This is a genomic window from Cupriavidus cauae (assembly GCF_026210475.1).
Taxonomy (GTDB): domain Bacteria; phylum Pseudomonadota; class Gammaproteobacteria; order Burkholderiales; family Burkholderiaceae; genus Cupriavidus; species Cupriavidus cauae.
Map to the genome: position 1 here is coordinate 1,569,712 of NZ_CP080294.1, position 11,554 is coordinate 1,581,265.

At 68.4% G+C, this 11,554-nt stretch carries 11 protein-coding genes; 8 read left to right on the forward strand and 3 right to left on the reverse strand.

What is annotated here, in order from left to right; translation table 11 throughout:
• Nucleotides 1–319: 319 nt before the first annotated feature.
• The 3 genes from KZ686_RS22225 to KZ686_RS22235 all read left to right on the forward strand — a co-directional run bounded on the left by KZ686_RS22225 (nucleotide 320) and on the right by KZ686_RS22235 (nucleotide 2,232).
• Nucleotides 320–1,294 (forward strand): 2-dehydropantoate 2-reductase, encoded by a 975-nt coding sequence (locus KZ686_RS22225; RefSeq protein ID WP_150082508.1) that lies wholly within the window; start codon nucleotides 320–322, stop codon nucleotides 1,292–1,294.
• A gap of 17 nt (nucleotides 1,295–1,311) precedes the next feature.
• Nucleotides 1,312–1,446, forward strand: a complete 135-nt coding sequence (locus tag KZ686_RS22230; RefSeq protein ID WP_262484791.1) for a hypothetical protein — start codon at nucleotides 1,312–1,314, stop codon at nucleotides 1,444–1,446.
• Nucleotides 1,447–1,512: 66 nt separating this feature from the next.
• Entirely contained in the window at nucleotides 1,513–2,232 is a 720-nt protein-coding gene (locus KZ686_RS22235) for a GntR family transcriptional regulator (protein ID WP_023263628.1), read from the forward strand.
• A 121-nt stretch (nucleotides 2,233–2,353) separates the two neighbouring features.
• Here the strand turns inward: KZ686_RS22235 and KZ686_RS22240 are convergent, their stop codons facing one another.
• Nucleotides 2,354–3,268: a LysR substrate-binding domain-containing protein gene (locus KZ686_RS22240; protein ID WP_149316244.1), complete on the reverse strand. Its 915-nt coding sequence runs from the start codon at nucleotides 3,266–3,268 to the stop codon at nucleotides 2,354–2,356.
• Nucleotides 3,269–3,485: 217 nt separating this feature from the next.
• On the opposite strand from KZ686_RS22240, the gene KZ686_RS22245 reads away from it, so the two are divergent.
• The 5 genes from KZ686_RS22245 (at nucleotide 3,486) to KZ686_RS22265 (ending at nucleotide 9,197) form a co-directional block, all read left to right on the forward strand.
• Nucleotides 3,486–4,499, forward strand: a complete 1,014-nt coding sequence (locus tag KZ686_RS22245) for a Bug family tripartite tricarboxylate transporter substrate binding protein (RefSeq protein WP_150082510.1) — start codon at nucleotides 3,486–3,488, stop codon at nucleotides 4,497–4,499.
• Nucleotides 4,500–4,611: 112 nt separating this feature from the next.
• Nucleotides 4,612–5,631 carry a DUF1338 domain-containing protein gene (locus tag KZ686_RS22250; protein WP_226106092.1) on the forward strand — a complete coding sequence of 340 codons (1,020 nt, stop codon included), beginning with the start codon at nucleotides 4,612–4,614 and terminating at the stop codon, nucleotides 5,629–5,631.
• Between the two features lie 10 nt (nucleotides 5,632–5,641).
• Nucleotides 5,642–7,069 carry an FAD-binding oxidoreductase gene (locus KZ686_RS22255; protein ID WP_265633704.1) on the forward strand — a complete coding sequence of 476 codons (1,428 nt, stop codon included), beginning with the start codon at nucleotides 5,642–5,644 and terminating at the stop codon, nucleotides 7,067–7,069.
• 30 nt (nucleotides 7,070–7,099) lie between these two features.
• Nucleotides 7,100–8,323, forward strand: coding sequence for an aminotransferase-like domain-containing protein (locus KZ686_RS22260; RefSeq protein ID WP_265633705.1), 1,224 nt, complete (start codon nucleotides 7,100–7,102; stop codon nucleotides 8,321–8,323).
• 124 nt (nucleotides 8,324–8,447) lie between these two features.
• Nucleotides 8,448–9,197, forward strand: coding sequence for a sulfite exporter TauE/SafE family protein (locus KZ686_RS22265; RefSeq protein ID WP_265633706.1), 750 nt, complete (start codon nucleotides 8,448–8,450; stop codon nucleotides 9,195–9,197).
• A gap of 90 nt (nucleotides 9,198–9,287) precedes the next feature.
• Here the strand turns inward: KZ686_RS22265 and sucD are convergent, their stop codons facing one another.
• The gene (sucD, locus tag KZ686_RS22270) at nucleotides 9,288–10,163 is read right to left on the reverse strand and encodes a succinate--CoA ligase subunit alpha (protein WP_265633707.1); all 876 of its coding nucleotides are present in this window, start codon (nucleotides 10,161–10,163) and stop codon (nucleotides 9,288–9,290) included.
• Between the two features lies 1 nt (nucleotide 10,164).
• Nucleotides 10,165–11,373, reverse strand: coding sequence for an ADP-forming succinate--CoA ligase subunit beta (gene sucC, locus KZ686_RS22275; protein ID WP_265633708.1), 1,209 nt, complete (start codon nucleotides 11,371–11,373; stop codon nucleotides 10,165–10,167).
• Nucleotides 11,374–11,554 lie beyond the last annotated feature (181 nt).

An 11,554-nucleotide genomic window follows, 5' to 3' on the forward strand; every position in this document is an offset into this window, starting at 1 on the left:
GCTCCGTGGGGAGCCGGACGCCGCGGGCACGACAGAACGCAGCATGGTACCGCATGGCCCCGGCGCACTCGGCACTTGAAGGCATGCGCTACGGACGCGGTCGAGACGTGACAAGGAGCAGACGAGACGCGCGGAGGCCGGGGTGAGACCGGGCTGAGACCTTGCCGGACGCTGGTTGGAGGGCTGCCTGGACCTTGCTGGCACCTTCTTGGACCTTGCTCGGACTCGCCCCGCACGCAAATAGAGGTTGTGATTCCGCGCTTGTGAAATATAGTATGTGATATATCAATTCACCAAAAAAGCACGGGAGACAGCCATCATGAAGGTATGTATCTACGGCGCCGGCGCCATCGGCGGCTACATCGGCGCGCAACTGGCCGGGGCGGGCGTCGACGTCAGCTTCGTCGCACGTGGGCCGCACCTGGCGGCGATGCAGGCGAACGGCGTCAAGCTGCTGATCGACGGCGAGGAGCGGGTGCAAAAGGTCCGCTGCACCTCGGACCCCCGCGAACTCGGCGAACAGGACTATGTGTTCATCACGCTGAAGGCGCATTCGGTGCCAGGCGTGGTCGACCTGATGCAGCCGCTGCTGGGGCCGGATACCGCGATCGTCACCGGCGTCAACGGCATCCCCTACTGGTATTTCTATCGGCACGGCGGCGAGCTGGCCGGCACCACGCTGCAGAGCGTCGATCCGGGCGGCCGGCAATGGAGCGGCTTCGGTCCCGAGCGCGCGATCGGCTGCGTGCTCTATCCCGCGGCGGAAATCGCCGCGCCGGGCGTCATCCGGCACGTCTACGGCAAGAAATTCCCGCTCGGCGAACCTGACGGCACGCGCTCGGAACGGGTGCTGCGCCTCAGCGAGGCGATGATCGCCGCCGACCTGGAGGCGCCGGTGCGCGAGGACATCCGCAACGAGATCTGGCTCAAGCTGTGGGGCAATCTGTGCTTCAACCCGATCAGCGCGCTGACCCACGCCACGCTGGACGTCATCACGTCTGACCCGGGCACGCGCGCGCTGTCGAGGCAGATGATGCTCGAGGCCAAGTCGATCGCCGAACGCTTCGGCGTGCATTTCCGCGTCGATGTCGAGCGGCGGATCGACGGCGCGGGGGCCGTGGGGGCGCACAAGACCTCGATGCTGCAGGATCTGGAGGCGGGCAGGGCGATGGAAATCGACCCGCTGCTGACGGTGGTGCAGGAGATGGGCCGGCTGGTCGGCCAGCCGACGCCGATGATCGACGCGGTGCTGTCGCTGATCAAGCAGCGCGAGCGGATGGCGCAGGCGGCGTGAGCGCGGCCGGGCCCGCCATGGCGGCCACCATGGCGCTGGCCGTGGTGACCGCCATGACGGTGACCATGGCCTGGGCGGCGCAGCGGGTCGGTTGCGCCGCCGCCACGCCTGGACGATGCCGCCAGATCGAAGTGGCGGTGCACGCGTTCTGATATACCATATACAAAAATCGAAAGAGCGATCCCATGTCCGTGCAACCCGCGCAACGTCAAGCCGAGATGTCTTCCGCCACTGCCTCAGATGCGCCTCCCCCGGGCCTGGCGCTGTCCCTGCAGCCGATCAACGCCGGCGCCAGCCTGCGCGACCAGGCCTACGCGATGCTGCGGCAGGCGATCGCCGATGCCGACATCTACCAGTCGCGCGAGGAGATCCGGCTCGACGAGCGCGTCCTGAGCGAAGCGCTCGGCGTCAGCCGCACGCCGATCCGCGAGGCGATGACGCTGCTGGAGCAGGAAGGCTTCCTGCGCACGGTGCCGCGCCGCGGCATCTACATCATGCGCAAGACCAAGCGCGAGATCGTCGAGATGATCCAGATGTGGGCCGCGCTGGAGAGCATGGCCGCGCGCCTGGCGACGTTGCATGCGACCGACGAGGAGATCTCGCGGCTGCGGCATATGTTCGACAACTTCCGCGATACCACGCCGGCCGAGCATATCGAGGAATACTCGGACGCCAATATCGCGTTCCATCAGGCGATCGTGCAGCTGTCGAAGTCGCAGATCATCATGGACACGATCAAGAACATCTTCATCCACGTCCGTGCGATCCGGAAGATGACGATCTCGCAGAGCGACCGCGCCGCGCGATCGATCGTCGACCATCTGCGCATCATCGAGGCGCTGGAAAAACGCGATACCGAACTGGCGGAACGGCTGGTGCGCCAGCACTCGCTGGACCTGGCCGACTACGTCGAGAAGAACTGCGATTTTCTCGACTGACGACAGTCCCGCGGCACGCGCCGCAAGCATCGAAGGCCGGTTCGCCGGCCTTTTTTCATGTCGCCGCCCGAATCATGTCTCCGCGGCATGCTGGCCCCGCCGCATCATGGCCGCACCAGCATCACGCCCGCGCCTGCGTCTCCCGCACGAATTCCGAGGCCGACTCCAGCAGCCATTCCCGCACCCGCGACATCGCATCGCTGACCGGCTGCATTTCGGGATAGACCAGGTAGTACCCGCCCGATGACGGCATCGCCAACGGCACCGGCATCACCAGTTCCCCTTCGTTCAGGTAGCGCTCGACCAGGAAGCGCGGCACCAGCCCGATGCCCAGCTTCGCGCGCGCGGCGGCGATCACCATGCTGTGGTGGTCGTAGCGCGTGCCGCGCATCGCATTGACGTCCTCGACGCCCGCGAGGCGCATCCATTGTTCCCACTCGAACTGGCGCGTCGACAGATGCAAAAGCTCCGCCCCGGCGATATCGGCCGGGCGGATGCGCTTGCGGCCGCCGAAGTAGTCGGGATGGCAGACCGGCACCGACTCCTCGGGAAACAGCGGATCGGCGCGAGCGCCGGGGTAGTGTGGCTCGCCGAAGTGGATGGCGGCGTCGAAATCCGTTCCGTCGAACAGGAACACGTCCGAGCGCGCGGTCAGGTTCAGCACCACCTGCGGATGGCGCGCGTAGAAGTCGGGCAGCCGCGGAATCAGCCATTCGACCGCCAGCGTCGGCAGGCAGGCGAGCTCGACGATGCCGCCGCTGCCCTCGTGCGCCATGATGTCCAGCGTATCGCGCTGCAGCTTGCGCAGCGTTTCGCGGACCTGCCGGCTGTACAGCGTGCCGGCCGGCGTCAGCGTCAACCGCTGGTTGACGCGATGGAACAGCTGCACGCCGAGCTGGCTTTCCAGCGTGGCGATCTGCCGCGACACCGCGCTCTCGGTGACGTAGAGATCGGCCGCCGCGCGGCGCAGGTTCAGATGCGAGGCGGCGGCCTCGAAGGCGCGAAGACTGGACAGGCTGGGGACGCGAAAAGCCATTGGCGCGATGGGGTGGAACGTGGTTGCGAAGTGGGCAGGACGTGGGCGGGGCGTAGGTGCGACGTGGCCCGCGAAGTTGATGCGTTTTTCTCATCAACCCCGGCAAATTTCTCGCTTGAGCACCGTTCGGGGATGAGAAAGAATCGGCGCCGTAGCAAATACCAAAGCCAATACCAACACCAATACCAACACAGCAAGAGCCCCCGGAGGAGACCGCATGACAAAGATGAACCCGTCCCGCATTCCTGCTGCCATCGCTGCCGCCATCGCGGCCGTCGCGCTGGCCGTGCCGATGACCTCAGCCGTAGCGCAGACGCAGGATTTTCCGAACAAGGCGGTCCGCATCGTCGTGCCGTACCCGCCGGGCGGGACGACCGATATGGTAACCCGGCTGATCGGCGATCAATTGTCGAAGGTCTGGGGCCAGCCGGTCATCGTCGACAACCGTCCCGGTGCGGGCGGCATCGTCGGCACCAGCCTGGCGGCGAAGGCGCCGTCCGACGGCTATACGCTGCTGATGGGCTCGGTCGGCGAGTTCGCCATCAATCCGACGCTGTACCGCAAGCTGGCCTACGACGTCGCCGATTTCGCACCGGTGTCGCTGGTCGCCCGCGTGCCGAACGTGCTGGTGATGTCGCCCGCGTTCGCCGAGCGCTCCAGGGTGATGTCGCTGCCCGATTTCGTCGCCTATGTGAAGGCCAATCCGAAGAAGGTCAACATGGCCTCGGCCGGCAACGGTACCTCGACCCATCTGGCCGGCGAGCTGTTCCAGCGCATGACCCACACCGAGATGAGCCACGTGCCCTACAAGGGCAGCAGCCCGGCGATCTCGGACATGATGGCCGGCAATGTCGACGTGATGTTCGACAACCTGCCCGCCTCGCTCGAATTCATTCGCGCCGGCAAGCTCAAGCCGCTGGCGGTGACCTCGGCGCAGCGCTCGCCGGCGCTGCAGGATGTGCCGACGGTGGCCGCAGCCGGTCCGGTGCCGGGCTTCGACGCGACGCCGTGGTTCGGCCTGTTCGCGCCGAAGGGGGTGTCGCCGGCGGTGGCCGAGAAGATCAGCAAGGACCTGGCGGTCGCGCTGAATGACGCGAAGATCCTCGGCCGCATGCGCAATATCGGCGCCGAACCGGCCTTCAACACGCCCACCCAGTTCGCCGAACTGGTCAAGCGCGACCGCGAGAAGTGGGGCGAGGTCGTCAGGCAGTCCGGCGCGACCATCGATTGATTTCCGTCGGCGGCGGCCTGCATGGCGGGCCGCCGTTCTTTTCGCAGGCCGGTGCCGCCGCGCCCGCGATCCGTTTTCCCAAGCCATCGTCTTCATTGTCTTCAGAGTCTCCATGTCCAACCACATCCTCTCTCTGGTGTCCGCCTGCGTGGGCGCGACCAAGGCCGCCAAGCTGCTGTCGCTGATCGAAACGCCCGCGGGCCTGCCCGCCGGTGCCGCCGGCCAGCCCAGCCGTGCCGAAATCGCGCACGCGCTGAACGTGGTGCTGTTCGACGGCATCCTGACGCGCGTGCCGACCGGCCGCGAGTACACCGAGGATGTCGCCGCCGCCGGCGGCAAGGTCAACTTCGACCATGGCGCGCTGCGCACGGTGGCGTGGCAGGCCAATGGCCAGCTGCCTCCTGGCGAGGCGGCCTTCACGCGCTTCCTGCGGCCGCTGGGCTATCGCCTGAACGGCACCTATCCGCTCGACCGCATCGGCATGACCGGCCGCTCCTATGCGCATGAAGACGCGCCGGACGGCATCGCGCAGTTCTTCGTCAGCGAATTCCACCCCGAGCGCTTCAGCGCCGAGCTGCAGGCCGCGGTGACCCGCGTGGTGTCGACCTCGGTCGATCCGCTGCGTCCGGACACGGTGGCGCTGCTGTGGAAGCTCGACCGCGACCGCACGCTGCCGCAGGACGAGGCCATCCACGTGATCTGCAACCTCACCGCCTGCTTCGAGCGCCATCACGACACGCCGCGGCTGGAGGACTACCAGCGCATCCTGCAGGAATCGGCCGAGATGGCGTGGATCGCCACCGAGGGCAATGCCTTCAACCACGCGACCGACCGCGTCGAGGACGTGTTCGCGCTGAGCGACCAGCAGCGCGCGCTCGGCCGGCCGATCAAGGAAAAGGTCGAGGTGTCGGGCAGCGGCCGCGTCAAGCAGACCGCGTTCCGCGCCGATCCGGTGATGCGCGAGTTCGTCGGCGCCGCCGGCGAGATCGTGATGCGCGAGGTGCCGGGTTCGTTCTACGAGTTCATCACGCGCGACCGCTATGCCGATGGCGGCAGCCAGAACAAGCTGGACCTGGGCTTCGATGCCTCCAACGCGCAGGGCATCTTCAAGATGACCGCGGCCACGGTCTGAGGCCGCGCAGATGTCGTCCAGCAAGGAGCTGATCGGGTTTCTGTCGCAGGCCCATCCGGACCTCGACGTGCTGACCGATGCGACCGACCGCGCCGGCTACGAGACCGGCGCGCGCTACGGCGCCGGCACCGCCGCGGCGGTGGTGCGGCCGGCCGCGCGCGAGCAGGTGCAGGCCGTGGTGGCCGCCGCGCAGCGCTTCGGCGTGCGGCTGGTCGTGCAGGGCGCGAACACCGGCCTGGTCGGTGCGTCGACGCCCGATGCGGGCGGCGAGCAGATCGTGCTGAGCACCGCGCGCCTGAAGGGCGCCATCGCGGTCGACCCGCTGAACCAGTCGGTGACCGTCGGTGCCGGCGTGCTGCTCAGCGAGCTCAATACCCGGCTCGCGCAGGACGGCCTGTTCTTCCCGGTGGACCTGGGCGCCGACCCGACCATCGGCGGCATGATCGCCGCCAATACCGGCGGCGCGCGGCTGCTCAAGTACGGCGACGTCCGGCAGAACCTGCTGGGGGTCGAGGCGGTGCTGGCCGAGCCGGCCGGCGAACTGCTGGACCTGAACCGGGCGCTGCGCAAGAACAATGTCGGCTTTGATTTCAAGCAGCTGTTCGTCGGCACCGGCGGTGCCTTCGGCGTGGTCACCGCGGCGACGCTGCGGGTCTATCCGCTGCCGGCGCAGACCGCCACCGCGCTGCTGGTGCCCACCGGCGTGGCCGAGCTCGAGGCGCTGCTGCTGGCGCTGAACGCGGAGCTGGGCGATTTCCTGTCGTCGTGCGAGGGCATCTCGCGCGAAGCGGCGCAGGCCGTGGTGCGCCACCTGGACGATGTCGAGGACCCCTTCGCCGAGATGGAAGGGGCCGACTACGCGATGCTGGTCGAGCTGTCGTCGACGATGCCGAGCCGCGCCGGCGGGCTCGATCTCGAGGCGCTGCTGATGGACTTCCTGGAGCGCCACTACGGCACGCTGATCGGCAACGCGGTGGTCGGCAAGCCCGAGGCGCTCTGGCGCCTGCGCCATTCAATCACCGAGTCGATCCGCAACGAAGGCAAGATCATCGCGCTGGACCTGTCGGTGCCGCGCTCGCGCTTCCCGGCGTTCCGCGCAGAGGCGCGCGCGCTGATCGCCGCGCGCTATCCGTGGCTGCGCATCTACGACTTCGGCCATCTCGGCGACGGCGGCGTTCACCTGAACATGGTCTGGCCGCTGCAGGACGCGCCGGCCTACGACGAGGCGGTGGCGAGCGAGGTCCGTGCCGAGCTGTACCGGCTGACGGTCGAGCGTTTCGACGGCAGCTTCAGCGCGGAACACGGCATCGGCCCGTACAACGAACGCTTCTATCGCGATTTCACCGCGGACGCCGTGCTCGGCCATGTCGGCGCGATGCAGTCGCGGCTCGATCCGCGCCGCACGCTGAGCCGCCTGTGGCTCGGCAAGGGCGAATGACGGGCCCGGACGAATGACCAGACCGGACCAATGACAAGCACGGACGCCACCATGTTCCCCTTTGCCTCGGCCTTCCAGCAGCCGGTCGGCTCGCCGATCCGCGAGCTGTTCCCCTACCTGTCCCGCCCGGGCATGATCTCGTTCGCCGGCGGCTACCCGGCCGCCTCGACCTTCGATACCGCGGCGATCGGCCAGTGCATGGCCGAGGCGCTGGCCAGCCATCCGGCCGAATGCCTGCAATACGGCGCCACCGAAGGCGTGCCGGCGCTGCGCGAGGCGCTGAGCCGGCAGATGGGGCAGGCCGGCGCGCCGACGCCCGCCGAACGGATCCTGGTGACCTCGGGCTCGCAACAGGGCTTCGACTTCCTGGTGCGCGCCTTCGTCGAGCCCGGCGTGCCGGTGATCGTCGAGGCGCCGACCTATCCGGCCGCGATCCAGGCGCTGCGCCTGGCCGGTGCCCGGCTGGTGCCGGTGCGGGCCGATGCCGAAGGGATCGATACCGTCGCGCTGGACCAATGCCTGCGCGACTGCGCGCCGGCCGAGCGCCCGCGCCTGATCTATCTGGTGCCGACCTTCGCCAATCCGACCGGCGCGACGTTGTCGCTTCGGCGGCGTCAGGAGGTGCTGCGGCTCGCCGCGCAATACGAGCTGCTGGTGATCGAGGACGATCCGTACGGCTGCCTCGCCTTCGACGGCGCGCCGCCCGCGACGCTGCTGTCGATGGCAAACGGCGAGCCCGCACTGCGCGACCGCATCATCTACCTGGGCAGCCTGTCGAAGACCGTGGCCCCCGGCCTGCGGATCGGCTGGATGGCCGCGCATCCCGACGTGGTGCGGCGCGCGGTGCTGGCCAAGCAGGCCTCGGACCTGTGCACGCCGCCGTGGATCCAGCGCGCGATGGCCGCCTATCTGGACGCCGGCCATCTGCGCGGACAGATCGCGCGCATCGTCGCGGTCTACCGCGACAAGCGCGACGCCATGGTAGCGGCGCTCGATCGCGAGCTCGGCGGCCGCGTCGACTATGCGCGGCCTGGCGGTGGCATGTTCGTCTGGGCCTCGCTGCCCGAGGGCGTCGATTCCGCCGAACTGCTGCGCGGGGCGATCGAGGAAAACGTGCTGTTCGTCCCCGGCAAGGCCTTCCACGTGGCAACCGGGCAGCCGTCACCGGCGCTGCGGCTGTCGTTCGCGACGCCGTCGGTGGCCGAAATCGAAGAGGGCGTACGGCGCCTCGCGCGCGCGTTGGCGAGGGTCTGACGGGCCCGGGCGGCGGCATTCCCCGGTAATATCGCGGGGCTTCGGGCTTGCCAGTCATCCTGTCCTTGATCGCCTTGCCCGCCGCCTTGCACGCCGCCCTCCCGACAGCCTTCCCGACCGCCCGATGGAATATCTGATCATCGCCCTTGGCGCCGCCCTGGCGGGATTCGTGCAGGGGCTGTCGGGCTTTGCCTTCGGCATGGTGGCGATGTCGCTGTGGGCATGGACGCTGGAACCGCGCATGGCCGCGGTGCTGACGGTGTTCGGCTCGCTGACCGGGCAATTGATCGCCGCGGTGCGCGTGCGGCGCGGCTTCGATGTCGCGGCGCTGGCGCCTTTCATTGCCGGCGGGCTGGCCGGCATTCCGCTGGGCATGCTGCTGCTGCCGTATCTCGACATGGCCTCGTTCAAGACCGCGATCGGCGCCTTCCTGGTGCTATGGTGCCCGGCCATGCTGATGGCGCGGCGGCTGCCGCCGCTGCGTTGGGGCGGCCGCAGCGGCGATGCCGGCGCCGGCCTGATCGGCGGCGTGATGAGCGCGATCGGCGGGTTCAGCGGCACCGTGCCGACGCTGTGGTGCACCTTGCGCGGCTATCAGAAGGACCGGCAGCGCGCGATCATCCAGAACTTCAACCTGACCATCCTGGCCGTGACGATGGCGGTCTACCTGATCGCGGGCAACGTCACCGTCGAGATGCTGCCCCGGTTCGCGGTGGTCGCGCCCGCGATGCTGATTCCCACGCTGATCGGCGCCAAGGTCTATCACCGCATCGACGAGACGCGTTTCCGCGCGATCGTGCTGACGCTGCTGACGGTGTCCGGCGTGATGATGCTGGCATCGGGTTTGCCGACGGTGCTCGGCCGCATCGGCTGACGACGGCGATCCTGCGAGTGTGGTGGGCCTGTAGCACGGCCGCCGCCGCCGCGGCATCGCGCAACGGCGGCGGCGCGACAGGCTACGGTGCTACACCCCCAGCGCTTTCGCCATCGTCTGCCCCAGTTCGGCCGGCGAGCGCGATACGTGGATGCCGGCCGCGCGCATCGCCTCGATCTTGGCATCGGCGGTACCGCTGCCGCCCGAGATGATGGCGCCGGCATGGCCCATGCGCCGGCCCGGCGGCGCGGTGGTGCCGGCGATAAAGCCGACCACCGGCTTGTCGCTGCCGCTGTCGCGCAGGAACTGCGCGGCTTCCTCCTCCGCCGAACCGCCGATCTCGCCGATCATGATGATGCCCTCGGTGTCGTCGTCCTCGAGGAACAGCCGCAGGCAATCGATGAAGTTGGTGCCGTTGACCGGATCGCCGCCGATGCCGATGCAGGTCGACTGCCCCAGACCGGCCGCGCTGGTCTGCGCCACCGCTTCATAGGTCAGCGTGCCGGAGCGCGACACCACGCCGATCCTGCCGGGCCGATGGATATGGCCGGGCATGATGCCGATCTTGCATTGCCCCGGCGTGATCACGCCCGGACAGTTCGGACCGACCAGGCGCGTGCGCGAGCCGGCCAGCGCGCGCTTGACGCGCACCATGTCCAGCACCGGGATGCCCTCGGTGATGCAGACCACCAGCTCGAGGCCGGCGTCGGCCGCTTCGAGGATCGCGTCGGCCGCGAAGGGCGGCGGCACGTAGATCACGGAGGCCTGCGCGCCGGTGCGCTCGGCCGCCTCGGCGACGGTGTCGAACACCGGCAGGCCGAGGTGGGTCTCGCCGCCTTTGCCGGGCGTCACGCCGCCGACCATCCTGGTGCCGTAGGCCAGCGCCTGTTCGGTATGGAAGCTGCCCTGCGCGCCGGTCAGGCCCTGACACAGCACCCTGGTGTTGTTGTCGATCAGCACGGCCATCTCAATGTCCTCCCCGCTTGGTGTTCCTCGTGGCCGCGACGACCTTGGTCGCGGCGTCGGCGAGGTCGTCCGCCGAGACGATCGGCAATCCCGAATCCCGCAGGATGGCCTTGCCCAGTTCGACGTTGGTGCCTTCGAGCCGCACCACCAGCGGCACGGTCAGGTCGACCTCGCGCGCGGCCGCGACCACGCCCTCGGCGATCACGTCGCAGCGCATGATGCCGCCGAAGATATTGACGAGAATCCCTTCGACATTGCGGTCGGCCAGGATCAGACGGAACGCCGTCGCCACGCGCTCGCGCGTCGCGCCGCCGCCGACGTCGAGGAAGTTGGCCGGCTTGCCGCCATGCAGCTGGATGATGTCCATCGTCGCCATCGCCAGGCCGGCGCCATTGACCATGCAGCCGATATTGCCGTCGAGCTTGACGTAGTTCAGCGCATGGCGCGCGGCCTCGGTCTCGGCCGGGTCTTCCTCGGCCTCGTCGCGCATCGCCTCGATATCGGGATGGCGGAACAGCGCGTTGTCGTCGAAGTTGAACTTGGCGTCCAGCGCCATCACGTGGCCGCTGTGCGTGACCACCAGCGGATTGATCTCGACGATCGAGGCGTCCAGCTCGGTGAAGGCGCGATAGGCCGCCAGGAACAGCCGCGTGGCCTCGCCGATCTGCTTGCCGCGCAGGCCGAGCCCGAAGGCCAGGCGCCGTGCGTGGAAGGACTGGATGCCGGTGGCCGGATCGATCGCCAGCTTCAGGATCTTCTCCGGCGTGTGCGCGGCCACCTCCTCGATGTCCATGCCGCCTTCGGTCGATGCCATCAGCGTGATGCGCGAGGTTGCGCGGTCGATCAGCATGCCGAAATAGAGCTCGCGCGCGATGTCGCAGCCTTCCTCGACATAGAGGCGCCGCACCTCGCGGCCGGCCGCGCCGGTCTGCTTCGTGACCAGCACCGCGCCGAGCATCTTGCCGGCTTCCTCGCGCACCGCCTCGAGCGAACGCGCCACGCGCACCCCGCCCTTGCCGCCGGGATCGTTCTGGAAGCGTCCGGCGCCGCGGCCGCCGGCATGGATCTGCGATTTGACGACCCAGAGCGGGCCCCCGAGCGTGCGCGCCGCGTTGGCTGCCTCGTCCGGCGTGAACGCAACCGCGCCCCGCGGCACGGCGACGTCGTAGCGCCGCAGCAGCTCCTTGGCCTGATATTCGTGAATGTTCACTGTCTCCTCACTGGTTTGGATACGTCGTTGTGGTGGCTGACAGGAGGGGGCGGCATTGCGCCGGAAGCCTGCGTGGATATGGTATGTAATATATCAATGCGCAACAAGGCGAATTATTGGCCGGCAGCGGTACACGATCACGATCGCGTCGGAATTGATGCGCGCCGCCACTAAGCGCAAG